The sequence below is a fragment of the Koromonas humicola genome, assembly GCF_059726255.1.
In genome coordinates this window covers 2,227,250-2,253,375 of the sequence record NZ_AP040873.1, presented here as the reverse complement: position 1 = coordinate 2,253,375, position 26,126 = coordinate 2,227,250, and the positions used below count along the sequence as shown (strand labels likewise).

The following is a 26,126-nucleotide window of genomic DNA, read 5'->3' as shown; positions in this document are numbered from 1 at the left end:
ATGGGCAACTCACTTGAAGCAAAACTTCGCTCAATAACCGTGGTCGGTCTTCTCTTGATGGCAGGCCTCGGCGTCACTGGCTACCTTGCACTGCACGAACCAGGAGTCAGCGTAAACGCAACACTGTTGGTCGTCGGAACTCTGTTGTGGCTTGGTGTCGTCGGCTCCCTAGTCAGTGTTGTGTTCTTCTTTGACCGCAACGTCGCGTCCCCGATCCGCACGATGCTCGGCATCACAGGAACTCTTTCTAAGGGAGAGATTCCTACTAAGCTCAGCGACTCTTATGTCGGCGAGCTGGAGCTTCTGAAGGCGAACCTGAACAAGTGCATTGATGGCATGGCCGGACTGCAGGAAACCACGCAGGTCCTCCAACGGATGGCTGTCAATGATCTGACAACGCAAGTTAAGGGAACATATCAGGGAATATTCGCCGACGTCGCAGCAGCTACCAATACAGCACAGACGCGAGTGAAGTCAGCGAATGAAGCTTGCATCGCAATCGCAAACGGCGACTATCGAGCCAAGCTCGAGGATTTCAAACGAGTAGGGAAGCGCTCCGAGAACGACACGTTCATTCCTGGATTCGTTCGGATGATGGAATCGATCGATGCTCTCGTGCGAGATTCGCAAGCACTATCGAAGGCGGCCGTGGACGGAAATCTGTCAATGCGTGCCGATGCTGCAAAGCATCAAGGTGAATATCGCCGCGTGATTGAAGGCATGAACGCTACTGTAGATGCCGTGACCATGCCTCTGAATGTCGCTGCGGGATCGCTGAACAAGATCGCCAACGGCGAGATTCCGTCGAAGGTCACTGACGCATATCGTGGAGACTTCAATCAGCTGAAGGACAGCATCAATGCGTCGATAGACGGCTTAGGAGGTCTCGTCGAGACAAATCAGGTCTTGCAGCGAATGGCTGTGAACGACCTGACCACTCTGGTCACCGGTACTTACAAGGGCATCTTTGCTGAAGTCGCCACCGCAACGAACATCGCTCTAGGCCGAATGAAATCCGCCAACACAGCATGCGTCAATGTTGCCAACGGCGATTATCGAGGCACTCTTGCCGATTTCAAGAAGATCGGCAAGCGTTCCGAGCAGGACACCTTCATCCCGGGATTCATCCAGATGATGGAGTCCATCGACGGACTCGTGAACGATTCTCAACTCTTGTCGCGTGCCGCCGTTGAAGGAAATCTCTCCAGTCGTGCCGACGTCCTCAAACATCAAGGCGAGTATCGGCGCGTGATCGAAGGCATGAATGCCACGCTGGACGCTATCACAGAGCCGCTGAAGGTCGCGGTAGCGTCTCTGAACAGCGTTGGCGCTGGTGTCATTCCCGAGAAGATCACTCAGGCATACCGTGGTGACTACAACCAGATCAAGAACAGCATCAATGCTTCCATAGATGGATTGAGTGGGTTGGTCGAAACGAACCAGGTTTTGCAGCGCATGGCGCTGAATGACTTCACCACCGAAGTGAAAGGCAAATATCAGGGCCTCTTCGCCGAAGTCGCTACGGCAACGAACACCGCAGAGATGCGCGTCAGGTCGGCGAACGAAGCGTGCGTAGCTGTGGCAAACGGTGATTATCACCGCAAACTTGCGGATTTCAAGAAGATCGGCAAGCGCTCTGAAAACGACACCTTCTGCCCCGGATTCATTCAGATGATGGAGGCTATCGACTCGCTTGTGAAGGATTCGCAATACCTGTCGCAGTCTGCGGTCGAAGGGAAGCTCGCAACGCGTGTTGATGTATCGAAACACCTCGGTGAGTATCGTCGCGTTATCGAAGGTATGAATGCCACGATGGACGCCGTTACCGGACCGCTGACCGTAGCTACTGAATGCCTTGACCAGATCGGCCGAGGCGATATCCCTGAGAAGATCACGCGGGCATATCAAGGTGACTTCAACCAGATCAAGAATGCAATCAACGCTTGCATTGACGCGCTGAACGGCGCAGTGCATGTCGCCGAGCAGATTTCGAATGGTGACCTTACTGTTCAGGCAAAGGTTCTCTCCGAAAGCGACAAACTTGGCTTAGCTCTGGTTCGCATGCTTGAGAATCTGCGAAGCACTGTAAAGGCAGTGACAGAGTCCGCGAATCACGTTGCTGGTGGAAGCGATGAAATGAGTGCGACTGCTGAGCAGATTTCGCAGGGCTCGAACGAACAAGCTGCATCGGCTGAAGAGAGTAGCTCTTCGATGGAGGAGATGGCATCGAGCGTTCAGCAGAATGCAGACAGCGCTCGACAAACTGACAAGATTGCCTCGAAGGCTGCCGAAGACGCGAAAGCAAGTGGAGCCGCGGTCACCGAGACCGTCGTCGCGATGAAAGAAGTAGCTGAGAAGATCAGCATCATTGAAGAGATCGCACGCAAGACAGATCTGCTGGCGCTGAATGCGGCAGTCGAAGCTGCGCGAGCTGGTGAGCATGGGAAGGGCTTTGCCGTTGTTGCTTCCGAGGTTCGCAAACTAGCCGAACGCAGCCAGACGGCAGCAGCCGAGATCAGTCGCCTTACCGGAGACGGAGTGCATACCGCCGAGGGCGCCGGTCAACTCCTCGCAAAGCTCGTACCAGACATTCAGAAGACTGCCGAACTCGTGCGAGAGATTGCGGCTGCCAGCGTAGAGCAAAGCACTGGGGTAACCCAGGTGAGCAAGGCGATACAGCAGCTCGATGCTGTGATCCAGCAAAATGCCTCCGCCTCCGAGGAGTTAGCATCCACTGCGGAGAAGCTCTCAGAAGAAGCTGAAGCGTTACAGTCTGCTGTCAGCTTCTTCAAAATAGGGGACGCGCAGGTCGCCGTGAGGCGCAAGTTGAGGGACGCCGTTCAACGCCGTTCTTCGGGGCAGGTGCGCACGACGAAGGGACTCGATCCTATGCGTTCGCTCAAGAATGATGGCGTGAGCATTGAGCTAGGAACCAATACAGGGACTGCCGATTCCCGCGATGCGGATTTCAGCGCATACCACGCGTAACTGGGGGCGAGATGACTTTGACGAATACTGAATACATCACATTTAGGCTCGGCGACGAACTCTTTGCAATCAATGTCGCTCAAGTGCGAGAAGTGCTCGAAGTCTCTCAGATCATGCGCGTTCCAACCGCCCCCGATTACATGCGTGGTGTGGTGAACGTGCGTGGTCAGGCGATTCCCGTCGTTGATCTGCGACGTCGTTTTGGTCTGCCTCCGGGCCAGGACACAGTGAACACGAGGATCATCGTGATGGAATTAGAGCTGGACGGCGAGACCACAGTACTCGGGGGGATCGCCGACAGCGTCGATGAAGTAATCGAATTGGACGCAGCCAGCATCAGTCCGCCACCTCGTATTGCGATGCGATGGCGGACTGAGCTAATCCAAGGCATGGGAAGACGAGGAGATGAGTTCCTCATTATCCTCGATGTGAACGCTGTATTCTCGTCAGACGAACTTGCCGCGGTCGCATCAGAGGGTGGTCATGCTGAGCAATCAATCAGTGACTAGCCCCTGTCCGATCGAGGATGTTAGCTCATCTGGTGGATACTCGCTGTCCACGAAGAGCTTTGCCGTATTTGCTCGGTACATCACCGATGAGCTAGGGATCAACATGCCCGAGGCAAAGCTCCCACTCGTGCAGAGTCGTCTACTTCGGCGCGTTCGTGAGTTGCGACTTGGGTCAATGGACGCGTATGAGAAGTACTTCTTTTCATCGCCCAACGGGGAGGAACGCGAGCAGTTCATCAACGTAATCACGACGAACAAGACGGACTTCTTCCGTGAACCCGAGCATTTTCAATACCTGGCGCAGGAGGCGTTACCACGTCTCCTGCACTCCAGGTCGCGGTCACGTGGACCAATCAATGCGTGGAGTGCTGCTTGCTCTACGGGTGAAGAGCCCTACACCCTCTGCATGGTGCTCAGCCAATGCCTAGCTCGCGAACGGAACTGTGACTTCGCCGTGTTGGGCACCGACATCTCGACTCGAGTATTGGCCCACGCTCAAAAGGGAATCTTCGTCGAATCCCAGGTTGCGCCTGTGCCGGTTGAGCTTCGGAGTAAGTATCTGTTGCGCAGCCGGGATCGTGCCGAAGGTCTGGTTCGAATTGTTCCGGAGCTGCGTAAGAAGGTCAGCTTTCACCAACTGAACCTGATGAGTCACGATTACGGCATATCCGAAACCTACGATGTCGTATTTCTTCGAAATGTACTGATCTACTTTGATAAGCCTCGCCAGCAATCCGTAATCAGAAAAGTATGTCGGCATCTCGCTCCTGGCGGATATTTGTTTCTTGGGCATTCAGAATCTATGGCCGCTGCCGATATACCTCTGCAGTGTGTACAGACCGCGATCTTCAGGAAGCCTTTCTGAGAATATGTCCACCAACACGCCTGCTGTAAGACAGAAGACCCGCGTATTGATCGTTGACGACTCGGCGCTCGTCCGCCAGGTGCTGAGGGAGATACTCGAGAGTGATCCGGAAATCGAAGTAATTGCAACTGCGCCTGATCCTTACGCTGCAGTGCAGCGCATAAAGAAGGACGTCCCAGATGTGATCACGCTCGATATCGAAATGCCACGGATGGATGGGCTGACGTTCCTTGAGAAGCTGATGAGTCAACATCCAATCCCGGTGGTGATTTGTTCAACGCTGAGTAATGCCGGCTCCGAGGCAGCACTGACGGCAATCGAGAGAGGTGCTGTCGAAATCATCACTAAGCCGAAGCTCGGAGCGCGGGAGTTCTTCGAGGAAGCCCGTGTTCGCATCTGCGATATCGTAAAATCGGCGGCCTTGGCTCGACTTCGGCCGCGCCGATCTTCGCCTCCAGTTCCAGCGCTCAAGGTAGATCCCAAGCTCACCGCCGATGCAGTAATTGAAAAAGCACAGCCAAGAACCAGTATCGAGATGACAGAAAAGATCGTCGTTATTGGTGCTTCAACTGGCGGAACTGAGGCTCTCCGCGAACTACTTGAGGCAATGCCTACCGATGCGCCAGGGATCGTTATTGTCCAGCATATGCCCGAGAATTTCACCCGCAACTTCGCATCACGGTTGGACAAACAGTGTCGCATCACGGTGAAGGAAGCGGAGAACAACGAATCTGTCATACGAGGCCAGGCGCTCATCGCACCTGGGAACAAGCACCTGCTGCTGAAGCGTTCCGGCGCGCGCTACTTCGTGGAGGTGCGCGAAGGTCCGTTGGTGAGTCGTCATCGTCCGTCCGTCGATGTACTTTTTCGGTCGGCCGCGCAGAGTGCAGGTAAGAACGCAATCGGAGTCATCATGACCGGAATGGGCGATGACGGCGCAAGGGGCATGGCGGAAATGAAGGACGCTGGTGGATTCAATATTGCTCAAGATGAGGCATCGTGTGTTGTCTTTGGCATGCCTGCCGAAGCGATAAAGGCCGGTGCTGTGAACAAGGTTTTGCCTTTGCATCAGATCGCCCGAGAAGTCGTTCAACGTAGTCGCTGATGCCTTAGTCGATTCAACGCGGCCCATCGTAGGTCAATAGACGCACCAGATGTTTCTACCTGACGAATTGAAAGTCCAGAAAGCGGCTCGACCGCAAGTTACTTTTGTAAGTATTTAAGAGTGATGGCATGAATATTCGCACGTACGGAACCAAGGTTACAGACATCTTAAGGTCACTTCAGAACGCGATAGCGTCTGCTCCAGAACGTGCGAACCACCCTGAGCAGGAATCACTCCTCGTTGCTTCGGCGATGCCGTTCACGGTAATCAAGAGACAACTGGATAGCCTCGATAACTGTGTAGCGGAGAACCTTCTTAGAACTGCTGGGAAGCTGCAGCCACTCTCATCGAAGAGCAGGGAAGTAAACTCGCTTTCACACGATGCGTCCGAACTTGCAGCCGGGGACGATTGCAAACATGCCGTAGTTGTTCTTCAGGATTTGGTGGCGAAGACTCAGCAGGTACAGGACGTCTTGACGGAAGGACGCGACCAGCTCAGTCGTGTGTCGCAAGAGTTGTCGAAGGTTCGCAACCCTGTACTGCGAATACAGCAACTCCCGGCCTTGCTCAATTGCATAAACGTGCTCACGAGAATCGAAGCAAGCCGCGCGAAACTCGGCGGCAACGGCGGCTTCTCTTTGGCTGATGCGTTGGGTAGCTTGACGGTGCGGATCCGTGCCTGCATGGATGAGATTTCAACTATCACAGCTAGCACCAATGGACTCATCACAGGCATCCTGCGCGAAACCGGCCAATCCGAACACGAGTTGCACAGTCAGCAGCAGAGTCTGGTTGTACGCGCCGATCGGATTCTGAACTCGTTGTCAGAGCGCATCGAAGCTGCTAGCTCTATGGCAAAGAACTTGGACGGGAGGTTCGCCTCTATTCGCAAGGCGATAGAGAAGATGGTGATTTCGCTGCAGGTTCAGGATATTGCGAAGCAGCGAATTGATCACGTCAGAGAGGCCATCGCGCATGTCGAGGCGTCAGGATCAACCGCCAACTACGGGCGAACCGTGGCACTCTGCCGTTCACAGCTTAAGTCGACAAGTGATCTGGTGTTGCAGTCCGTTGCATCCATGATCGACAGCATGAACGCAGTCTCACGTGACATCGACGCCTTGGCTGCTGACATCGTCAATCTGACTTCAGTCGTCTCTAGCGATGGAAATTCATTCGCTTCAAGCATCGGCAGCGCCTTGCAGGAAATCTATCCGTCGTATCGCGAGTACTCTGTGCACTGTGAAAAAGTGCTTTCTGCGTTCGACTCAGTCCTGCGATCCGTGGGCGAAATGACCAAGCAGGTTCGAAGCGTTCAGGAGATTCAGTTTGGAATGCACCTGACTGCGCTCAATGCAATGGTCGAGGTAGAGCGTTGGGGCAAGGACGGTGCAGCGCTTGAGACGCTCGGGGCAGAGGTGCACAGCATCACCCAACGAAGCGGTGCTGATGCTGAAGCTCTCGTTAATGTTCTTTCATCCATCGGCGAAATGGTGACGTCTCGGACGCACGAACGAGGCTCGTCAACTAACGTTTCGGAGGTATGGTGCGACTCCGACAAAGTTGACTCTGAATTGAGGGCTCTCTCAGCATCAATCGGCACTGGGCAGCAGGAGCTCTGCGCGAAATTAAACTTGCTCTCAGAGGCCGTGAAGGAGTTCAGCGACGAACTTCACGATGCCCAGGTTCTGGAAGGCGCACGAGATGCAATTGAAGCTGCCTTTGACTCGGCCGTTCATGGCTGCGATGGCGTCCTTGCCACTCTCGACGTATCTGCACAGCAGGATCAATCGGATGAGGACGACCAACACTTGGCGTCACTCTATTCAATGGAGTCTGAGCGGGAGATTCACTCGCAGTTCTTTCCTGCGGTAGTGACGGGAGCAGGCGCAAGCGCAGCAGAAGATGTTCATCCGGAAACCGTGGACGATGACGGAGTTGAATTGTTCTAGTCTCTGCGCAAGCTACGATGCCCTCTTGCCTGCAATGGCAGCCGTTGAGAGCCATTGCTTCATCTGCTCATGATTCACCAGTCCTGCTTGCTGGAATTGCAGTCTCCCTCCCGCAAAGACGGCAAAATTGGGTATGCCCTGTACATTGAATTTCGCGGTCAGCTCTGGATAGCGTTCTGTATCTACTTTGACGACTATCGCCCTACCAGCCATTTCAGTGGCTGTGCGTGCAACTTCGGGAGCTGCCATTCGGCAAGGTCCACACCAAGCAGCCCAAAAGTCAACCAAAACCGGGAGCGGCGACTCCTGAATGATGCGATCGAACAGCGCAGAGTCCACGTCAATCGGTTCGCTGATCGGCGCAAGCTCTGCTTTGCAAGCACCACAGCGTCCACTATTCAGTCGCGCTATCGCTACTCGATTGCGTTGTCCACAATGATTGCACGTACGAATCAAATCCATCGACACCACCTACGCATATCAGAATGCGAAAACGCTATCAACGTTATCTGAAAAGTGCTCAACGACAGTGATATGTTGGTTCCTGACCACCAATGAGCAACCAAGACTGTTCCTTCACGAGTGTTGAGCCCGCGCCCGCTCCAGACGGTGTCCTCCGCCCGGACCTCTCAGCGGGATACGAAGGCCTGCACCTTCCCGCCGCCGTGCTGCTCGACAACGTGCGCAGCATGTACAACGTTGGTGCGTTCTTTCGCGCCGCTGATGGAGTTGGCTTAGAGAAACTCTGCCTTTGCGGCATCACAGCACATCCACCGAAGTCCGCTATCTCGAAGACAGCTTTGGGAGCGGAAGAGACAGTCCCGTGGGAGCACGACTGGGATGCCGTGAATATGGCAGAGAGCCTGAGAGCGCGTGGGTTCCAGATCGCCGCAGTTGAGACCAGCGTGGACTCCATCGACCTCTTTGAATGGCAGCCTAGATTTCCGGTCTGCGTGGCATTCGGGAATGAGGTCGAAGGCCTTCAGCCGGAGTTGCTGAAAATGGCAGACGTGCACGTCCGGATTCCAATGCTCGGCCAAAAGACTTCGCTCAATGTGGCGACAGCAGGTGGCATCGTGCTCTATGAATTGCTGCGCAAGTACCGCATTCTTAGCACGGACTCAAGCGACTAACCCAGAGGCAGTGCGAGCTCAAGAAAGTTTGTAGCTGGATGTAATCAATCTGCGAGCCATGCCGTCTATTGCTTGTATGGCAGGATTACTGTTTGTTGTAGACGACGTGAAGGAGATTTCTGACGCGCTCGCGATTGCGCTCGGAAAATCGCAATTCGAAATAGAGAATTTCTATGATGGCCAATCGGCGCTGGACCGTGCCGGGGAGCGTACGCCCGACATTCTAATAACCGACATCGATATGCCGGGTTTGGATGGAATCACTCTTGCACACGCCTTTTATGAACGCAATCCTGAGTGCGAAGTCATTCTGATGTCTGGTAAGCCGCTTTCGAACTCGAACTCGAACGCGCGTGGCCATGTGCACACCGCCTTCACATTCATTCAGAAGCCATTTTCATTCACCCAGCTACTTTCGTTGGTTTCGCTTCGCGAACCCACGCTAGCTCTGGCTGCGAGCGGCGACTGAGACTCACATGCAGCAATCTTCTAAAAAGAGATTTGCCGTCCGTCATGATCTCGTATTTCAGGCAACTCGGTTCGCCACCGGAGCCGATACGCATAGAATCCAACAAGCGATCCATACCTATTTGCTGCATTGTCACTTGGTGAAGGCGGACAAGAAGAACGCGCACCATTGGGCATGCGCCGCAGAAAACTCAGAGAAGGACTTACAACTCGCCATCTCTGCTCAACGTCGAATGCTGCCCCTGAGTTAGTATCAGGGTTCCTTCACATCAAGTTTTATCACACCTAAAAGCCGCTCTTAGTCTTGACAGCAGCGGACATCAGTGGCACCTTTACTGCGAGCGGTAGAGCCCTCATACAAAACCGCCCTGTTCCTTTGCACGTCGCACAGGAGCAGGGCGGTTTTTTATGCGCAAAGTAACTTTCGACCTTTGCTCGCGGGCACACCGAAATTCAGCAGCGAAGGAGTCCGACGATGTCTCAATCTTTGATTGCCCCAGTCGAACCATCTACGCCCGCCTCGGCCATTTCTGGGGAGCAACGCTCGAGTCACGATTCAACTAACAGCTGCGAAGCCGTGGCAAACTCGAGGCCTGCAGGAGTCTTTCCAGCTATCCAATGCAGTCTTGCCAGTCTGGTGGGCGGCAAGAATACTGCTGGAACGATTTCCCTTATTCATGGTGACGAGGAATACTTCCGTCGTGCACAGCACCTGCCGCTCACATTTGCTGCCTTCCAAGCGCTGCTACTGCAGGTCCAATACCTGGGAGTCACTTCTGACTTTCGCCGTGTGATTGATTACTTCCATGCCGGCCCGGAAGAGATCCCTGCTGGCTTCAGGGTAGAGATGCACCTGGAGGCAGACGGTGTCCTCAGGTTGGATCTGGTTCGCGATATTTCCTACGGAGCTAACGGCGTAAAACGTCCGACGAGTGTTCTCTTTTCAGCCGACACGGCAAACCCTTACGAAGTCGAGCCAGTAAGAAAGATTATTTCAAATCTGACCTGCAATCCCGGGATCATCTACGACCTGTTCATCAACAATCCCAAGGCAAATGTAGGACACCGCTTCGCCACTCGCGATGAAGTCATGCGTGAGTTGGGGACCATTCTTGGCCCGGGCTGCGACATTAGCGTGGAGCTGAATAATCCTTTTGCGAAGTCCGAACATGAGTTGCTGGATGAGGCTTGTCACTTCCGCGAGATTCTTTCCGAATACAGGGTTGTCATCAAGGTGCCGCACACTGGGCCGGTGAATGCGGAGAACATGGGGCAACTCTTAACAGGAGACAAGAAGTTCAGCAAACGGTACGACGAGGTAGAGACCAAGGATGCATTCCGTGCTCACAACCTAGCTCTCATGCTTCACGAGAATGGGTTCCGCGTGAACTTTACCCTCATGTTTGAGCCTTATCAAGCCATCCTTGCCCTGCAGGCGAAGCCGTACTTTATTAACAGTTTCATCCGTCATCGCGCGACCCAGTCGCGTCTCATGCAACGAGGACTCGACCTTTATGCCGCATCGGGCGAGCCGAAGTTCCTGGAAGAAGTTCGTACTCTTCTGATCGAGAAAGACTATCTGCCTCCATCCAGCAGCACGCTAGACCTGCTGGAAGTAAAGCGAATTGCCGAGCATATTCTGAGTTATCGCAAGTTCCAAACTCCCGAGGGCAGCGATGGTCTCGACGCCGCACGCCACAACCTGCGGCTGCTACGAAATGTTCATCTGAAAGACACGAGACTGATCATCTGCAGCATGGAAGGTGAGAGCAATTTCCCGGATATCGCGGAATTGTTGGCTGATCCTGAGTATCAGGATGTGATGGATCGTGTGGTGATCACGGCGGAGCCAAATTACTTAGCACAGTTCACATCGGCCAATCAGGTTGTCTCCTATCACAGACGCTTCCTGAATGCGGCCAAAGGCCAGGTGTAGCGATAACGATCAAATCACCCAGAGCGAGGGATCACTTACCGAAATCGATGTGACTCCCTTGCTCACGATTTCCTCTATCTGCATAAGCGATCGGATCAGCCCGCAGCCGATGACCGGTAGTCTTGGTCGAACCGCACGCAGCAACGGAAGCGTCAGGGGAGCGGCTATTGCAGGAAGAAGTTCAATGACATCCGGATCAAAGTGCTCAAGCGTGCGTAGGCTGTTGGCCATCGCAACTGAATCCAGCGCGAAGGTTCGCTGAAACGCAAGCATGCCAGAGGCTCGTGCGGCTCGCAGGGCATCTTGATGTGTTGAGATAACGCCTGTCATCCCTGACCGCGCCAGGAACTCGATTGCGGCTGTGTCCCGGGCAAATCCTGAGAGCAGATCGAGGTTGGCAATGGGTACCTTGCCTGCGTCGCTTATCCTCTGCGCAAGGCCACCAACCGTCAGCGGTGAACCAAATAGTAGGAACACAATCTTCGAAGGAGAGGCGCATGCCGCAGCCAGGTTCTCAGGCGTGCGCACAGATGGGATCACTCGGGAAAGTTCGAGCAATCCGCCGAGTCGCTCACGGGACGACTGCAGTTCGTTCTGGCGTGACAATGAGAGCTTTTCCCGTTCTGTGGACTTGGCTGGCAAGGTTCACCTCTGTCTTCTGTGTCGCCGTGACGGCGCTCGCCAATGTAGCGCCCATCTAGAGAAGATGCACAGGGCACAGCTCACAGTTCGATGTGAGGGTAGATTAATCTTCTTCCCTCACATCGGAGGTGAATGGATCGAATCTGAGACGATTCAGTAACTAGCTCGCAGAGATGTACTCCGGTTGAGCCAGTTTGGCGACGTCTGCAAGCGTCACGTAATCGCCAATATGGTTTGGTGCGCGACTGGCGAGCACCTTGCAGCGCGGGCCATCAGGGTCGCCAAGAGAATCGACCACCAGCGCTGCCTCGTGGAAGTCCTCGTTCTGCGTGAAGGCGCTGAGCGTTACCAAGACCGGGATTTGTGCCGCATAAGCAGCCAACATCCCATTGCGTGAGTCCTCTACTGCCACGCATCTTGTAGGCGGCAGTCCCAGCCTCTCCAGCGCAAGATTATAGATATCGGGTGCAGGCTTTTTCTTCGGAACCACATCGCCCGACAATACCAGGAACTCGCGGGCAAGTCCCTCGCCCATGGTGTACTTCAGCACTGCCTGCACCGCGGTCGGAGCCGATGTAGATGCAACCGCCAACTTCCACCCCGCGTTCCGGGCCTCCTCCGAAAGCCTTTTCACACCCGGTCGAGCCGGAACCTTCCCTGAGTTGATGATGCCTTCGTAGATGGCCGTCTTTTCTTTGTGCCAGCGAGCTATAAGCGCCTTGCGCTCTTCCGCGTCTAGGGGAATCGGAGCGAGCGAACGAAAGTCGTCGTCATCAAAGAGGCTCGCCATGCGCTCTTTGCCTCCGCCGATTTTCAGCTTCACAGCGTACTGTTCCCGCGACCATTGCCATGGCACGCCGAGCTTCTGCCACATCTGGTTGAACGCCGGAAGGTGACCATACAATTCCGTGTCGCCCAACACACCGTCACAATCGAAAATCAATGCTCTGTCCATCGTTGTGTGTCCGATTACGCAGGCTGGGCTGCTTTTGCTTTACCAACGCTACCAAAGGTTTCCATGAAGCCCTTGGCCATGGTGATCATTTCGTCGTGGACGGCTTTCATTACTTTCAGAGGATCATGCTCATTCGGCTTCGCGTTCAGATAATTCCGATACCCGTCACAATAGGTGATCTTCAACATAGTTGAGATATTTACCTTCGCACACCCTTCGGCGATCAGCCGTTTGAACACGTCATTCGTCAGTCCTGTTCCGCCATGTAGAACGATCGGAGTTGGATGCGCTTTAACGATCTGGTTCACACGATCAAAATCTATCTTTGGTGTTGACTTGTACACGCCATGCGCCGTGCCAATCGCAGGAGCAAATGCATCGATCCCTGTCTGTTCAAGGAACTCCACGCACTTGTCGAGAGGTACCAGTTCCCCCTGCTCTTCGCTGCCGACGCCATCTTCGACGCCGTGTACAGCTTCCAATTCGCCCTCGACTGCGGCTCCGCATTTACGCGCCATCGCGACAACTTCCTTCGTCTGGCGCAGATTGTCTTCGTAGCTCAGATTTGACGCATCGAACAGCACGGAATTCCACCCAGCATCTAGACACACTTTGATCATCGCGACATCTGGACAGTGATCGAGGTGGAGCGTGGCAGGAATCGGTACCTTTGATGCCATCTCCTCGAACATTTTCTGGATCAGCTTTGCGCCGAACATCTTCACGGTCTTTACCGAGACTTGAATGATCACGGGAGATTCAGTCTGTGCCGCAGCCTGGAGCACTGCAGACAACGAGAGGTCATTCACGATATTGAACGCTCCCACTCCGTATCGATTCGCAAAGGCAGGCTCAAGAATTTCTGTCATCGGTACTACAGGCATAACGATAACTCCTTGATTCTAGGCAGGGGGCCTTGTACCAAAGCGCAAGGCCCCGTTGATGACTTGTTGGAAGGGAAGCGCTAGAACACTCGCCACGGAATCTCAGCGGGTGCTTCAATCAAATGCTTCAATTCCTGATCGAGTTTGATCAGCGTCAGTGAGAATCCGGCCATTTCGAGCGAGGTGCAGTAGTTGCCCACATAGTTGTGAACCACCTTCAGACCGCGATCGTTGCAGCGGATGGCGGCGCGACGATACAGCAGGAACAGTTCGCTCGGAGGTGTTCCGCCAAGTCCGTTGATCATCAGGCCGACCTCGTCGCCCTTCTCGAACGGCAGGTCAGTGGCAACAGCTTCAAAGAGTTCATCGACTACCGCATCGGCGTTCGGAAGCGGTGCGCGACGACGGCCCTTCTCACCGTGAATACCGACACCAAGTTCCATCTCTCCGTGAGCGCAGCTGAAAATCGGAGCATCTTTGCCCGGAGGCGTGCAGCCAGAGATCGCAACGCCCATGGTCCGCACTCGGCTGTTCACCTTTTTCCCGATCTCGACCAGTTTCTCCAGCGAGGCGCCTTCAGCATTGGCAGCACCGCAGCACTTTATCGAGAAGAAGTTTCCGGCAACACCGCGGCGACCCACCGTATACGCGCTGTTGACCACCGCCACATCGTCGTCCATCAATACCACACCGATCTTCATCCCTTCGGCTTCCGCCATTTCACGTGCCATGTCCCATACCATGCGGTCACCGGAGTAGTTGTTGACGATGTGCAATACACCCTTCTTCGAGTTCATCATCTTAGTTACTTCGAAGGGATACTCAGCAGGTGGCGCGGCAAATACGTTGCCAGGACACGCTGCGTCGAGCATGCCCGGACCTACTGCCATCACGTGGGCTGGCTCGTGCCCACTGCCCGATCCCTGGATGATGGAGACGAAGTCATCATTCGGACGGTCTGCACGATAGATGCAGTTGTACTTCGGTTCGTATTTGAGCTTTCCCTGGTTCGCCAGATAAATGCCTTCCAGCATTTCAGGCACAAACTTGGCAGGATCGTTCATGAACTTGTTGACTACGTGAACAGCTGCTGGTTGCTGCGCGTTTTCTTGGACCGCCATATTCGCTCCTTCGTGCATTCAGCTCTGTTATTGACCTGTGTTCGAAACTCTTTACGTCCGTGCAGGCTCGAGTTTGTTACTTGAATCCATCGCTTTTACGATTGCTTGGCCCATGAGTGCCACGGCCACGATTCCTGGATCTAGAGTTCCAATCGTGCGCTCGCCGGCATAGGAGGCTCTGCCGCGTTTTGCTACCCAGTTTCTGGTCCCTTCGATTGCTGCGGTAGCAACCTCGGAAGCTCCATGTATCGCTTCGACAACATCGTTCGGATCGCTCTTTGCAATCTCTTCTATCTTGTCGATCGCCGGAATAATGGCATCGAGCAATGTCTTATCGCCTTGGCTTGCCGAGCCGCGTGCCATCATGCCTTGCACTGCACTCCTGCCCATCGCCACAACATCTGCCAGCGTTAGGGAAGTCTTCCCCTTCGCCACCATCCCAGCGCGCATGAAGGCCGTTCCCCAAATCGGTCCTGAGCATCCGCCCACGTTCGCGGCGAAGATCATGCCGCACTTCAGTAGAAATGTGCCGATGTCACTATGGTCTATGTTGTCGAATTCGGCCTCAATCGCACGGAATCCTGTTGCGAGCGATTTTCCGAAATCGGCATCGCCCATTTCTCCATCGAGGTCGCCAAAGTACTTCTCATTTTCAAAAGCCACCTGCGCCATCGTTCGTACGGCTTTTTCAACTTCCGCCTGACTGATCACCGTTTTCGGCATACCCTTTGCCTCGCTCGTGAATTCGCTACGCTTTCAATCGCTTGTTACTGGGTGCCTCTTGCCAATTAGTTCAAGAAGCTCGTGACGGGTGCTAGATCGTCCTTCGCGCATAGAAAAAGCCGCCCTCCGGAAGCGCAGTGCTCTCCCCGGAAGGCGGCTTTTTCTAAAGTGATCTATGCCGCGACACGTACTCTACACATAACTTTTGTATTCATCAATAGGGAATCGAAAGACTCTGGCCCACAGCCCATCGCAATCTTCTCGATGTTTATGACATCCAGAAACCGAAACAAATTCCTGCCCGAACATGTGTTCTCGAAATATGACTGCGGTCTTGCTGCTGCACGGAATTGTGTATATAGTCGTCGGTCGCGGCACAGAGTTCTTATAGAAAGCCGCCTTCTGGATCGCATTTTGCGACGAGGAGGCGGCTTTTTGCATGCGCGGATTTGTTCCGTTTCGCGTTCAGCTCAATCAGGAACTCGAACCGCAGCGGTTTTTGACCTAGCACCACCCCAGTTTCAAACGGAAAAGAGGATTCGATATGGTAACGCTTGAGGATGCAAATCGTGTGATCGCAGCCGCCATCAAGAAAGCCGAAGAGATCAAGGTTCCCATGTGCATTGCCGTAGTTGACGAAGGCGGAAACCTTGTCCAGCACGTACGCATGGATGGAGGCTGCCTTGGCTCCGTCGACATCTCACTTCACAAGGCGTACACCGCTCGCGCCTTCAATTGCACAACAAAGGAACTTGGCGAGAACTCTCAGCCGGGTCGTCAATTCTATGGCATCCATGTTTCCAACATTGGCAAGATCATGATCTTTGCGGGCGGCATTCCCCTGCGTCGTGAAGGGAAGATCGTTGGTGCCATCGGGGTGAGTTCTGGGTCTGAAGCCGAAGATGTGGCGGTTGCTGAAGCTGGTGTCGCAGCGTTCGAAGCAAAGCAATCCAAAGCTGCCTGATCAGTTCCGGACATCATCATCGTACGCGGCACTCTGAGCGGGTGCCGCGTCGTTATTGAACTATCATGCTGTGTTCGTTTGGCGACGTGTGATCTCAACAGCCGTAACACAGGTGGATAACCAAAACAGACCGCCGGCATAGCCCCCAAGTATGTCGCTGAAATAGTGAACGCCCAGACACAATCGACTGAAGCCAATCGCGATTATCAGCAGAACGGCGACGATCTCGATCGCAACATGGAGTCGTCTACCGCGTCTCCAAAACACCACAAGTAAATACGCCAACATTCCATAACACACAAGAGACCCCATTGCATGACCGCTGGGAAAGCTGTAGGTGAGTTCGTGAAGGATCTCTGCCGCGTAAATTGGTCGAGGTCTCTGAACTACCTGCTTTAGCGCCGCATCTAATACTCCCGTTCCCGCGAGTGCTGCTGCCCACCCTGCGAGTGGCAACCAGTTGCGGCGAACGGCGAGCACCGCGGCGACGATGACGCCAATCACTAGAATCAACCTTGGTGCCCCGAGCCAACTAATCACTGCGAAAATGTTCTGCGTTACAGGCGTGACATGCACGTGAAGCCATTCAAGCAGCGAGAGATCAAATTGCGTGAGCGGATCGTTGTGGATTATGTCTTCTATTACGCCACCCAGCATCCAGAGCGCCGCAACACTGATCGTCAGCCCAAGGGTCAAATGCAGTCCCAAATATCCTGCTGGCTCGAAGCGCCGAACAATGAACCCGTACACGTGCGGATACTTCGTTCGGAGCTTTGCAAATGCTCGGGAGTTCGCGACAGAGTCAGAGAAGCTCGAAACTCGTCCCGCCAGTTCAGAGGCATGTGTTCGAAACCAGCGTGCACCAACAACAAAGGCGACAACGAGGATGCCAACGAGAGTCACTGCGAAACTTACCTGCCCAAGGTAGTGCTCTAGCTTAGACAAGTTGCGGCCAAAGACGTAACCGAGAGTTCCAAATACAATTGCCCAGGTAATTCCGCCGCTTACGTTGAATAGCGTGAATACTCTGTAGTCCATCTCGGCCACACCGGCCAGGACCGCAGCCCATGTACGCAGTATCGCGATAAACCGTCCGATGAATACCGTCTTGGCGCCGTGCTTTTGAAAGAACTTGTGTGTGCGCTCAATTTTGGCTTGGTCCAGATGAACATACGGGCCGTATCGGTGGACGAGCGCAATCACGCCCTTTCGGCCAATCCAGTACCCGCCATTGTCTCCCAGAATGGCAGCCGAGGCAGCGACCGCGACAACGGCATAGATCGAAAGGTGTCCCGCAGCCGCATACGCCGCCGCAATGATCAGGGCAGTTTCTCCTGGGACCGGTATTCCAAGACTTTCCAATCCGACCAGGAGAAAGAGGATCAGATACCCATAAGAGCGGATCAGATCTGTGATTACTCCGTCCACAATGCTCCAAGCAGACGCTCACTAAGCGCCCTGTGTTTGAAACCGTATATACCACGCAATCCGACAAAATGCTCGTGTTTTAAGACGTTTAGCTGTTCCGGCATAGATTCAGGCAATCTCAAAATACTGACATCTCCGATGCAGCAGCTTGGAAAATCCGGGCCATGCTGTAGCATAACGCGAAGTGCAATTAAGGCTTCTAATCTAGCGGTAGCATAGCCCTGCTAGTACTGGTTCGTATTGCTGGGTTCTGGAGATCTGGTTGAGTTCTTCAAGCGGGGTTTCTGAGAAGCGTGAGGATTTGCGCGGGAACGTGGTGAGCCGCTCTCGGCGGCTCACGATACTGGCTTTTGTCGTGCTGGCGATTACGCTCGGTCTGACCTTTTGGATCTGGCGTTCCAATCAGGCCCTCGCAAAAGACCGTGCGCACATACGCTTCCAGCAGGAGATTGACCGCACTCGTGCGAACATTCGAATGCGACTTGTGATCTATGAAGACGCGCTGTATGGCACCCGTAGCTTGTTTCAAGCTAATCGGGATGTTACGCGCGAGATGTTCCATGACTACATCGCAAGCCTGCATCTTGAACAACGCTATCCGGGCATTCAGGGCATAGGTTACGCGGCGTTCATTCCTCGTGCTCAGCTTTCAGAGCACATTGCTCGCATTCGTCAGCAAGGCTATGCAGATTACAAAGTGCGGCCAGAGGGTGATCGTCCCGAGTACACGTCCATCATCTACATTGAGCCGTTCAATTGGCGCAATCAGCGCGCATTCGGATACGACATGTTCTCGGATCCGAAGCGCCGCGCTGCGATGACCACTGCACGTGACAACGGCGCGATCGCGATCACCGACAAGGTTACGCTGGTGCAGGAAACATCCCAGAATGTCCAGCCTGGTTTCCTGATGTATTTGCCCCGCTACCGTCCCGATCTCCCGCAAAACAACGTCGAGGAGCGCCGAGCGGCACTCGAAGGCTATATCTATAGTCCTTTTCGCATGGGCGATCTCATGAGCGAGATCCCGCAGGAAACTAACGCTCTCTCCGATTTCGAGGTCTATTCCGGACGACAGGCAAATTCAGAATCTCTCATGTATCGCGATCCGGATTTGGATCGTCGCAGCAAGGGATACCGCTTTGAAGTTGTTCAGTTGTCAGACATCGACTTCGGAGGGCAAGTCTGGACAGTACGGTTCTACTCAACTCCCAGTTTTGATGCACTCGTTCGCGAGGATCAAAGCCGCCTGCTTCTGCCTGCCGGAATCGCAATCAGCCTGCTTCTGTTCGGAATCATTCTCTCTGCTGCGCAGACGGAAAATCGAGCGGTTCGACTGGCGGACAGAATCACGGAGAAATTGCGCGAGAGTGAGGAGCGCATTCGAGCCGTCACCGAGACTGCCACGGACGCCATCATTTCAGGCGACCGCGAAGGGCGCATCGTGTACTTCAATCCTGCCGCGGAGAGAATCTTTGGCTACAGCGTAGCTGAAGCCGCTGGAAAGCCTATCGAGAGCCTCATGCCGACGATATTTGAATCGGCCAAGGTTCAGTCCTTCGACGATTTCCTGCATGCTGGCCTCGGCGGCATGAGCGGCCGGACGATTGAGACTACAGGCCGTCGCTCTGACGGCCGGGAATTCCCCCTTGGTGTCTCACTCTCCACATGGCGTGTTGGGGACGTCCACTACTTCACGGGCATCATGCGCGATATCAGTGATCGTAAAGCCGCAGAGACGAACATAATGAAGCTCAACGAAGAGCTCACCGATGCGCTATTCCGATCCGACAAGCTTGCCGTAACCGGCAGGCTCATGGCGACCATCGCCCACGAGATCAACAACCCTTTGGCTGCTTTGACGAACCTTCTCTTCGTGCTCGAATCCGAAAACCTCACACCTGCAGCGCAGGAGTTTGTGCGTATGGCGCAAGAGCAAGTAACCATGCTCACAAACATCAGCCGACAAACGCTCACACCTTATCGCATAGCCGAATTCCCATCCGTGACGAACGTTTCCGAAATTCTCGATGACGTGTTGGCTATGTTACGCCCCAAGCTTCTCAGCTCACGAATCCATGTGATACGCCAATATCCCGCCCTAGTCGAAATCAAAATCTACGCCAGCGAATTGCGACAGGTGTTTACGAATGTCGTTACGAACGCCATAGACGCAATGCCAGATGGCGGAAACTTAAACGTGGGTGTCACGAGCTTCGAGGGGATAGTGGAGATTTCTGTCGCGGACACCGGGAGCGGCATCGCGCAGGAGGACATTGGCAAGCTATTTAAGCCATTCTTTACCACGAAGGGCGAGCATGGCACCGGCGTAGGTCTATGGGTTGTAAAAGAGATACTGAACAGAATTGGCGGAACGATCCGCTTTGCGAGCTCAACCGATCCGGAGAATCACGGTACACAGTTTGTCATTTCACTACCGGTCGAGCTTCGCAAAAAGCAAGAGCAAACGTTTGAACAGGTAAGCTGAGACGCAACTTACTTTGTCCTCACACAACCAAACTCACTGCTCAAGTTATCAAAGCGATATGCGCCCAGTAGTTCTGTGCATAGACAGCCGAGCAGCTAACCTCAAGGCAGAAGGGTACATGCTCGATCGCGCCGGATACGACGTCTTAGCTGCGGCAACGGTCGACGAAGCAGGCACGTTTCTGCGGCAGCAGTCTGTTGATCTTGTACTTGTTTCCGATGACATAACCTCAGACGATCACGCCGTCTGCGCTCATTTACGGCAGCTCGCGCCAGCATCTCGCATCGTTCTGCAAAGAGCATCTTTCGACAAAGTATCTGCTCCGCCCGACGCAGATTTGGTGCTGCCGAAGACTATCGACCCTCGTGAGAAGTTGAACTTGCTTTCTCGTCTGTTAGTGCGTCAGGCTGCTTGAGTTCCATCATTTCAGAACGACGTCTGCACAAGAATCTGCGCATTACTCGTCATGAAGCAGGGAAGGGGACGGTCGCGTTGATCTCTCTACCTTGAGTGAGCCCAGGCAAGCGGGTGCTCGAAACTGAGGTACACAATGATTCCGGTATCGCCCGAACTCGGCCCCAAGCCCATAGGAACGCCCACTCCAGGAACGACTTGTAATCCACTCTTTGCGTTGTAAGCCCACCGGATTCCTGGGCTGATGTAGAGGTCGTGCGACTGGCGCGTAGCTCCCGAGGCGACTACGTTCTGCGAAGCCGTCCATATGGTCTCAACCATCACATTGAAATCGTTGCGGGCGAGCCAGATCGTGGATTGTCCCAGATTTACACCAATTGTTCCTGCGTGTTCTCCTCCGTCATTTCGAGCCTGCGGAACCCATGTCGAGCCGGCGTTCCAGTGCGTAACGAAATGCGCGTATGCTCACAGGAATGTTCGTCTGCAGTCCAGTGCCGCCCGAGGAACGCCCTTGCGTGGGATCACCTGAAGCGAGCAGCACACTTACGCGCGGGGCAATCGCAACCTTCGCCTCCCCGTCTCCGAGCAACTGATAACGATAGTTGATTGCCGTATCTCCCCAGCCTGCTCCAGATCTTGGATACGCACCAGCATGCGACAACGCCAGTGTGACGCTGAATTGATGCTTGATGGTGCGCAATGGCCATTCATCCGTCAGAGTGTAAATCCAGTCGTGGTTGCTGTTCCGCTGCAACATCGAAATGTGCTGAATTACGCCGTCTTCCTGGTTGTAGGCTTCTTCGATCAGGAAGCTGTTATCTTGTATGCCCTTCAGTTGTGGCTGGGCAGAAGGCGACGCGGCATCGCTTTGCCCGAAGCACAAGCAGCACCCCACGAAGATAAAGGCGAGAACCAGTCGAACTTTTGCAGACACAAACACCCCTCGTCCAATATGTGCGAATCGATAGATGCATTCATTCGAGCCCATCCGAATCTGAATCTAGGCGTCGACTGCACCGGACTAGTGTCTCGCACTTCGGCCAATCCGGCCATTCCGTCCTGCATGATATTGGCAATTGAATGTTTCAACGCTGAGGCTGCCCGCGATGCGAGAAGAAGTTACATGGCTGGGGGAAAAGGCGCGCCATACCTGTTGAAATAACAATTGCCGCTAGCATGCAGTGGAAGCGTAATCGTTTCTGAATGAGCGTCATACATTGCGTCTAATCCCGGCCTCATAAATGGCCGAGTACATGCTCATCTCTCAATCAAAGCCAGACCCAAAACTAATAGAGAGATCGTGTTCTGAGATATCGCTCAGGTGAATGCTGTACGTACTTCACACCAAGCGAATCGGCTTGCCTGAGCACGTTACTTCTCATCGGAGACGACGCAGTTGAAATCCAGAGTTTGGCAAGCCTCCAAAATCGTCATCGTGCTCGTAGCAATTCTTCTAAGCGTTGTATTGACGAACACCATTCGGTTCAGGAAGGACAAGCATCGGTTCTTGCACGCGTTGGCTGAGCAACGCAGAGAGATGCAAGAGACCGAATACAAATTGCAGCAGACCGCTCATCTTCTCGCAAGCGCCGAAACAAAACTAGGCTTCTTGAATCACCACAAGACAACGGTGCAGGCAACTGCTTTCACAGGGCACGGCGTATTCGCGAACGGCTCGAAGACTGACCGCGCGTATGCCGTCCCGACGCACGTTCTTCCGGAAGATAAGACATTGAGCATCGCGCTCTCCCCAACCGCGCAGCAGAAACTCCATGCGCGCATCAACGACTACATACTTTTGCTTGATAACGGCACTCAGAAACCACGCCTCGCACGCTTCGTGGACACGACCGCCCACGATGAGTTGCGCCCAGTCGTGGGCATATTTTTCGAAAAGACCGAGGAAGCCCTGACCTTTGGTCGGCAACAGTTCCTTGCTATCAACATCTCGGAGGACGACTCTCCGTTTCGCATGGAATGAATTCACTAACGGCGACGAAGGTGGGCACCCGGTAGCAGCTAATCTAGCGATGTCTGCATGGGTGATAAACAACTACCAGCCCTTAGCGCGCTGTTTGCGAGACGCGCATAAGCTTCTGTGGGTAGTAGCCTCTGGAGGCCAAGCGGGAAGTGATGGCGCGATATTGTTCATCTCCGAGATGCGGCGTGCGGCTAAGTATCCACAGGTATTTGCGGCTGGGTTCGCCCACAACGGCGTACTCGTAGTTGGGACCAAGCTCAAGAATCCAGTAATCGCCGAAGAATGGCCAGAAGAAGGTTACCTTCAGCTTGGCATTAGTCTTTTCGTCGGCGATTCTGGCCCATCCGTTTGCTTCGTAGCGAACGCCGTTCGGCTTCACGCACGCATTGACTACAGCGATCTTCCGATCGTCGCGTAGAGAATAGGTGGCGGTCACGTCGCGGTCGCACTGCTTCTCAAAGCGATTGGGATAGCGCGCAATTTCATACCACCGGCCCAGGTAGCGGGAGAGGTCCACATGCGCGACGGTGTCAAGCCGCGCGTCGGTCGAAGCAGATGTGTAGATGGCGCCGGAAACGAGGATGGCGGCGAAAAGGATCCAGTTCCGCTTGTTCATACAAAGACATTTTATCGTTTGTGGACAGGCGGGGAGACTGGTAGCCGCAATTGCTACGAGTAAATGAGCTTCAATTCAGGGCAATTGACTATAAGAGCGATATTTGGTGGAGGCGAGGGGAGTTGAACCCCTGTCCGAAAACGCTGAAAGCTAGGAGACTACATGCTTATTCGATTCCTGCCGTGGTCATCAGCCACAACGTTCGCCAGTAGCGCTAAGAATCGGCAAGAAACGCCACTGGCTAGCCTGTTGATCTCGCTCCGGCCCCCAGACGTAGGGCGTGGAGCCAGCCTACTGTGCGACGTTCTGACCGCAGCCCGTAGGCGAAGCCGCGGAGAACGGCAACTTAATTAATTAAGCTGCGTAAGCCAGTTCAGTGTTGGCAACTGTTTTGTTTGCAGTCGATTTAGGGTGCCTGCGCCCCTGCATGCCTCCTGGCCGCAACCGTTTCCGTCGAAGCCGTGACGCCCCCATAAAACTACACCCAGCCGAGACCCCAGGTTTTGAGTCTCGGTCGGGCTCCACTCGCCGCGCCAGTTTTGGTCTGCGGTTCGCGGCAAACTTTTGCGTCGTCGCAATGGGCCAACCGAATTGTTCGGTACCATTGCCGGCTGGCTTGCTGCTTTTCGCTGCAAGCCCGAAAGGTCTATGACCATTTCTCAAAGAGCTTCTACCATCCTACATCAGGTTCGGTGTTCAGATGGAAGCTAACGTACAACCGCTTGCTTAATACATAGATGCTACGGCGCTTCGAAAGGATTCAACGTGCCCCGATCTCGCTCGCTGCCGGTTGTTGCAGAAACTCGAGTTGCGGCGCTCGCTCAATAACTCCGCATTCGGCTGCGAGCTTGAAGAACAGCTCGAGCCCCTTCTTGCACGGCTCATCGAGAGTGTAGTGGATGTTCTCCCGGAAATAGTTCTTGATGCCTTCTTCGCTGAGGCCCATTTTCGGAGCCCACTTCTTTGCAATCTCGTCGAGACTCTCATCCCGCAGCCCGCGATCTCGCGAGCGTGAGAATATTCCAGCCAAATCCAACCCCGGACGCATCTCTGCCAGCGCAGCCTTGCGGACTGTCCACACCGCAAACACAAAGGGTAGTCCGGTCTTCGCCTTCCAGACCTCGGCCAAATCGTACGCATAGAGGCCTTCAGTTTTCACCATCAGCGCCGGATCTCCTATCAACAACCCTGCGTCGCAGCGTTCCAGCATCGGCCCCAGCACCGGAGGCATTGGCGTCAGTTCGCGGTGCCCGCCAAAGAACTTCGTCAGCAACACCTGCGTCAGCCCTACAGAAGTTCGCGACGAAGTATCCACCGCGACTGTCCGAATCTCCTCGATCGGCTTCTTGCTCACCAGTTGGATCGACCAAACTTTGTTCAACGACGCGATCGCCACATCTGGCAGCACCACTAACCCCGGAATCTGCGCCGTCGTGATTACGGGAATGATCCCCAGATCCGCCTTTCCTTCGCGCAACGCCTGAGCGCAGAGAGAAGGCACCGTGTACTCAATCTCGAAGTTCTCGCGGATTTCCTGCGAGGGAGCGTGCTCAAAGTCCCACATCAGCGGAACTGTGTTCAAAAATGATATTGCCGAAATCTTCAGTGGCCGCATAAGTCCTTACCCCGAACCCATACCATTACAGATGGTACTCTCCCCGCGCAAGTCCAACCATTGGCTGATCACTCGTCTAAGGTGATGAACTTACAAAGTCCGTGACTCACCCCATCTCTGTCTTTTACACTCGCCATCACCAAACATTTATGTCTGAAGCCGCTGCTCTATCGATCTCCTCGCATGACCGCGAGATGCTGGCTCTTGCGCTCACTCCACAGCTCGGGCCCACGCGCGTCCGCCGTTTGTTCGAGCGCATCCCGCGCACTCAGGACATCTTTCGCACGTCCCTCACTGAACTCGAGGCTATGGGACTACCTGCCGTTAGTGCTCAGTCCATCGCTCTCGGTAACTCACTTCGCTTCGCCGACGAAGAGCTGAAGAAGCTCGCTGCACTCCAAGGTGTTTCCCTCATTACCATGGGCTCGCCGCGCTACCCGGAGCACCTGGCGGAGATCTACGATCCTCCTCTTATCCTTTATGTACGCGGCAACGCGCAGGTTCTGTCGGAACCCGGCATCGCCATCATCGGAACGCGTCATCCCACGCCTTACGGTCTCGGCATGGCCGAACGACTCTCTATTGATCTAGCCAACACCGGTTTGGTGATCATCAGCGGAATGGCCCGAGGCATCGACTCCATTGCCCACAAGGGAGCTGTCGAGGCTAGCGGCCGCACGGTCGCTGTTTTCGGGACTGGTGTTGACGTCATCTATCCGCGCGAGAATCGCAAGCTGGCCGACAAAATCCTTGAGCTTGGCGGTGCACTCGTCAGTGAATTTCCTCTAGGCACCGGGCCCAATCCGCATAATTTCCCGCTCCGCAATCGCATCATCAGCGGCCTATCGCGCGGAGTTCTCGTGGTCGAAGCTGGAGAGTACAGCGGCACACGCATTACATCCCGTTGCGCTCTTGAGCAGTGCAGGGAAGTGTTCGCCGTTCCTGGGAATGTCACTAACAAGCAGGCATGGACGCCCAACACGCTCATCAAGCAGGGCGCAAAGCTTGTGGCTACTTGGGAAGACGTGTTCGAGGAACTTCCGAGCGACATTCGCATCCAATTACAGGATCGCAAGTCAGAGTCGCCCGAGCCCCGTGTCGCATCCTTATTTGATCCGCCTGCGCCTCCCGAACTCTCCGACGCGCAGCAGAAGGTTATGGCCGCGATCAAGGCTGATGAATCGACTCACATTGATGAATTGATCGAGAGATTTGACTCGCAACTTTCCAGCTCGGAGATCTTTTCGGCGCTGTTCGAGCTTGAGATGAGCAACAAGATCCGCTGCCTTCCGGGGAAGAACTACGTTCGGGTATTTTGATCGGTATTTCGCCTGATCGG

24 protein-coding genes and 1 other RNA gene are annotated in these 26,126 nt (G+C 54.3%); 13 read left to right on the top strand and 12 right to left on the bottom strand.

The genetic code is table 11. From position 1 onward, the window contains the following. The 5 genes from AC6IZD_RS09775 to AC6IZD_RS09755 all read left to right on the top strand — a co-directional run bounded on the left by AC6IZD_RS09775 (position 1) and on the right by AC6IZD_RS09755 (position 7,419). Positions 1-2,988 (top strand): methyl-accepting chemotaxis protein, encoded by a 2,988-nt coding sequence (locus AC6IZD_RS09775; RefSeq protein ID WP_497787506.1) that lies wholly within the window; start codon positions 1-3, stop codon positions 2,986-2,988. Between the two features lie 17 nt (positions 2,989-3,005). Further along, a complete protein-coding gene (locus AC6IZD_RS09770; protein ID WP_497787505.1) occupies positions 3,006-3,497 on the top strand; it encodes a chemotaxis protein CheW in 492 nt (163 codons plus the stop codon). Further along, positions 3,472-4,362, top strand: coding sequence for a CheR family methyltransferase (locus AC6IZD_RS09765; protein ID WP_497787504.1), 891 nt, complete (start codon positions 3,472-3,474; stop codon positions 4,360-4,362). The genes AC6IZD_RS09770 and AC6IZD_RS09765 overlap by 26 nt, the downstream gene beginning before the upstream one ends. Positions 4,363-4,366: 4 nt before the next feature. Next, complete coding sequence (locus AC6IZD_RS09760) at positions 4,367-5,467, top strand: protein-glutamate methylesterase/protein-glutamine glutaminase (protein WP_497787503.1); 1,101 nt, start codon at positions 4,367-4,369, stop codon at positions 5,465-5,467. 128 nt (positions 5,468-5,595) lie between these two features. Then, positions 5,596-7,419, top strand: coding sequence for a methyl-accepting chemotaxis protein (locus tag AC6IZD_RS09755; protein ID WP_497787502.1), 1,824 nt, complete (start codon positions 5,596-5,598; stop codon positions 7,417-7,419). A 12-nt stretch (positions 7,420-7,431) separates the two neighbouring features. Here AC6IZD_RS09755 and AC6IZD_RS09750 read toward each other — a convergent pair whose 3' ends face one another. After that, on the bottom strand, positions 7,432-7,881 hold the full coding sequence (locus AC6IZD_RS09750) for a thioredoxin family protein (RefSeq protein ID WP_497787501.1): 450 nt from the start codon (positions 7,879-7,881) through the stop codon (positions 7,432-7,434). 92 nt (positions 7,882-7,973) lie between these two features. Here AC6IZD_RS09750 and AC6IZD_RS09745 point away from each other — a divergent pair, with 92 nt between their 5' ends. The 3 genes from AC6IZD_RS09745 to AC6IZD_RS09735 all read left to right on the top strand — a co-directional run bounded on the left by AC6IZD_RS09745 (position 7,974) and on the right by AC6IZD_RS09735 (position 10,956). Beyond that, positions 7,974-8,552, top strand: coding sequence for an RNA methyltransferase (locus tag AC6IZD_RS09745; protein ID WP_497787500.1), 579 nt, complete (start codon positions 7,974-7,976; stop codon positions 8,550-8,552). Between the two features lie 58 nt (positions 8,553-8,610). Continuing rightward, the gene (locus AC6IZD_RS09740) at positions 8,611-9,021 is read left to right on the top strand and encodes a response regulator (RefSeq protein ID WP_497787499.1); all 411 of its coding nucleotides are present in this window, start codon (positions 8,611-8,613) and stop codon (positions 9,019-9,021) included. A gap of 474 nt (positions 9,022-9,495) precedes the next feature. After that, the gene (locus AC6IZD_RS09735) at positions 9,496-10,956 is read left to right on the top strand and encodes a transaldolase family protein (protein WP_497787498.1); all 1,461 of its coding nucleotides are present in this window, start codon (positions 9,496-9,498) and stop codon (positions 10,954-10,956) included. A 9-nt stretch (positions 10,957-10,965) separates the two neighbouring features. On the opposite strand, the gene AC6IZD_RS09730 is transcribed toward AC6IZD_RS09735, so the two are convergent. The 5 genes from AC6IZD_RS09730 to dhaL form a co-directional block, all read right to left on the bottom strand. Continuing rightward, positions 10,966-11,562: a glycerol-3-phosphate responsive antiterminator gene (locus AC6IZD_RS09730; RefSeq protein ID WP_497787497.1), complete on the bottom strand. Its 597-nt coding sequence runs from the start codon at positions 11,560-11,562 to the stop codon at positions 10,966-10,968. A gap of 196 nt (positions 11,563-11,758) precedes the next feature. Then, positions 11,759-12,553: an HAD-IA family hydrolase gene (locus AC6IZD_RS09725; RefSeq protein WP_497787496.1), complete on the bottom strand. Its 795-nt coding sequence runs from the start codon at positions 12,551-12,553 to the stop codon at positions 11,759-11,761. A gap of 14 nt (positions 12,554-12,567) precedes the next feature. Further along, positions 12,568-13,437 (bottom strand): class II fructose-bisphosphate aldolase, encoded by an 870-nt coding sequence (locus AC6IZD_RS09720; RefSeq protein WP_497787495.1) that lies wholly within the window; start codon positions 13,435-13,437, stop codon positions 12,568-12,570. A gap of 80 nt (positions 13,438-13,517) precedes the next feature. Continuing rightward, on the bottom strand, positions 13,518-14,558 hold the full coding sequence (locus AC6IZD_RS09715; protein ID WP_497787494.1) for a dihydroxyacetone kinase subunit DhaK: 1,041 nt from the start codon (positions 14,556-14,558) through the stop codon (positions 13,518-13,520). Between the two features lie 51 nt (positions 14,559-14,609). After that, a complete protein-coding gene (dhaL, locus tag AC6IZD_RS09710) occupies positions 14,610-15,281 on the bottom strand; it encodes a dihydroxyacetone kinase subunit DhaL (protein ID WP_497787493.1) in 672 nt (223 codons plus the stop codon). 544 nt (positions 15,282-15,825) lie between these two features. Here dhaL and AC6IZD_RS09705 point away from each other — a divergent pair. Then, complete coding sequence (locus AC6IZD_RS09705; protein ID WP_497787492.1) at positions 15,826-16,245, top strand: GlcG/HbpS family heme-binding protein; 420 nt, start codon at positions 15,826-15,828, stop codon at positions 16,243-16,245. A gap of 63 nt (positions 16,246-16,308) precedes the next feature. Here the strand turns inward: AC6IZD_RS09705 and AC6IZD_RS09700 are convergent, their stop codons facing one another. Beyond that, complete coding sequence (locus AC6IZD_RS09700; protein ID WP_497787491.1) at positions 16,309-17,673, bottom strand: bifunctional DedA family/phosphatase PAP2 family protein; 1,365 nt, start codon at positions 17,671-17,673, stop codon at positions 16,309-16,311. Between the two features lie 262 nt (positions 17,674-17,935). Between AC6IZD_RS09700 and AC6IZD_RS09695 the strand changes: the two genes are divergently transcribed. After that, positions 17,936-20,161, top strand: a complete 2,226-nt coding sequence (locus tag AC6IZD_RS09695; protein ID WP_497787490.1) for a CHASE domain-containing protein — start codon at positions 17,936-17,938, stop codon at positions 20,159-20,161. A gap of 118 nt (positions 20,162-20,279) precedes the next feature. Beyond that, a complete protein-coding gene (locus tag AC6IZD_RS09690) occupies positions 20,280-20,576 on the top strand; it encodes a hypothetical protein (RefSeq protein WP_497787489.1) in 297 nt (98 codons plus the stop codon). An 86-nt stretch (positions 20,577-20,662) separates the two neighbouring features. Here AC6IZD_RS09690 and AC6IZD_RS09685 read toward each other — a convergent pair whose 3' ends face one another. After that, on the bottom strand, positions 20,663-20,896 hold the full coding sequence (locus AC6IZD_RS09685) for a hypothetical protein (RefSeq protein ID WP_497787488.1): 234 nt from the start codon (positions 20,894-20,896) through the stop codon (positions 20,663-20,665). A gap of 79 nt (positions 20,897-20,975) precedes the next feature. Continuing rightward, the gene (locus AC6IZD_RS09680; RefSeq protein ID WP_497787486.1) at positions 20,976-21,509 is read right to left on the bottom strand and encodes a hypothetical protein; all 534 of its coding nucleotides are present in this window, start codon (positions 21,507-21,509) and stop codon (positions 20,976-20,978) included. A 462-nt stretch (positions 21,510-21,971) separates the two neighbouring features. Between AC6IZD_RS09680 and AC6IZD_RS09675 the strand changes: the two genes are divergently transcribed. Beyond that, complete coding sequence (locus AC6IZD_RS09675; RefSeq protein ID WP_497787485.1) at positions 21,972-22,556, top strand: hypothetical protein; 585 nt, start codon at positions 21,972-21,974, stop codon at positions 22,554-22,556. An 82-nt stretch (positions 22,557-22,638) separates the two neighbouring features. Here the strand turns inward: AC6IZD_RS09675 and AC6IZD_RS09670 are convergent, their stop codons facing one another. From AC6IZD_RS09670 to AC6IZD_RS09660, 3 genes are all read right to left on the bottom strand, one after another. Beyond that, complete coding sequence (locus AC6IZD_RS09670) at positions 22,639-23,172, bottom strand: lipocalin family protein (protein WP_497787484.1); 534 nt, start codon at positions 23,170-23,172, stop codon at positions 22,639-22,641. 104 nt (positions 23,173-23,276) lie between these two features. Further along, positions 23,277-23,644: a transfer-messenger RNA gene (gene ssrA, locus AC6IZD_RS09665) on the bottom strand. Between the two features lie 288 nt (positions 23,645-23,932). Next, positions 23,933-24,787 (bottom strand): menaquinone biosynthetic enzyme MqnA/MqnD family protein, encoded by an 855-nt coding sequence (locus AC6IZD_RS09660; RefSeq protein WP_497787483.1) that lies wholly within the window; start codon positions 24,785-24,787, stop codon positions 23,933-23,935. Positions 24,788-24,936: 149 nt separating this feature from the next. Here AC6IZD_RS09660 and dprA point away from each other — a divergent pair, with 149 nt between their 5' ends. Beyond that, on the top strand, positions 24,937-26,106 hold the full coding sequence (dprA, locus tag AC6IZD_RS09655; RefSeq protein WP_497787482.1) for a DNA-processing protein DprA: 1,170 nt from the start codon (positions 24,937-24,939) through the stop codon (positions 26,104-26,106). The last annotated feature ends 20 nt before the right edge of the window (positions 26,107-26,126 follow it).

Coding starts and splice junctions, on each gene's coding strand:
- AC6IZD_RS09775 (WP_497787506.1), top strand. CDS start 1: ATGGGCAACTCACTTGAAGCAAAACTTCGCTCAATAACCGTGGTCGGT.
- AC6IZD_RS09765 (WP_497787504.1), top strand. CDS start 3,472: ATGCTGAGCAATCAATCAGTGACTAGCCCCTGTCCGATCGAGGATGTT.
- AC6IZD_RS09760 (WP_497787503.1), top strand. CDS start 4,367: ATGTCCACCAACACGCCTGCTGTAAGACAGAAGACCCGCGTATTGATC.
- AC6IZD_RS09755 (WP_497787502.1), top strand. CDS start 5,596: ATGAATATTCGCACGTACGGAACCAAGGTTACAGACATCTTAAGGTCA.
- AC6IZD_RS09750 (WP_497787501.1), bottom strand. CDS start 7,881: ATGGATTTGATTCGTACGTGCAATCATTGTGGACAACGCAATCGAGTA.
- AC6IZD_RS09745 (WP_497787500.1), top strand. CDS start 7,974: ATGAGCAACCAAGACTGTTCCTTCACGAGTGTTGAGCCCGCGCCCGCT.
- AC6IZD_RS09740 (WP_497787499.1), top strand. CDS start 8,611: ATGCCGTCTATTGCTTGTATGGCAGGATTACTGTTTGTTGTAGACGAC.
- AC6IZD_RS09735 (WP_497787498.1), top strand. CDS start 9,496: ATGTCTCAATCTTTGATTGCCCCAGTCGAACCATCTACGCCCGCCTCG.
- AC6IZD_RS09725 (WP_497787496.1), bottom strand. CDS start 12,553: ATGGACAGAGCATTGATTTTCGATTGTGACGGTGTGTTGGGCGACACG.
- AC6IZD_RS09720 (WP_497787495.1), bottom strand. CDS start 13,437: ATGCCTGTAGTACCGATGACAGAAATTCTTGAGCCTGCCTTTGCGAAT.
- AC6IZD_RS09715 (WP_497787494.1), bottom strand. CDS start 14,558: ATGGCGGTCCAAGAAAACGCGCAGCAACCAGCAGCTGTTCACGTAGTC.
- dhaL (WP_497787493.1), bottom strand. CDS start 15,281: ATGCCGAAAACGGTGATCAGTCAGGCGGAAGTTGAAAAAGCCGTACGA.
- AC6IZD_RS09705 (WP_497787492.1), top strand. CDS start 15,826: ATGGTAACGCTTGAGGATGCAAATCGTGTGATCGCAGCCGCCATCAAG.
- AC6IZD_RS09690 (WP_497787489.1), top strand. CDS start 20,280: ATGCTCGATCGCGCCGGATACGACGTCTTAGCTGCGGCAACGGTCGAC.
- AC6IZD_RS09685 (WP_497787488.1), bottom strand. CDS start 20,896: ATGGTTGAGACCATATGGACGGCTTCGCAGAACGTAGTCGCCTCGGGA.
- AC6IZD_RS09670 (WP_497787484.1), bottom strand. CDS start 23,172: ATGAACAAGCGGAACTGGATCCTTTTCGCCGCCATCCTCGTTTCCGGC.
- AC6IZD_RS09660 (WP_497787483.1), bottom strand. CDS start 24,787: ATGCGGCCACTGAAGATTTCGGCAATATCATTTTTGAACACAGTTCCG.
- dprA (WP_497787482.1), top strand. CDS start 24,937: ATGTCTGAAGCCGCTGCTCTATCGATCTCCTCGCATGACCGCGAGATG.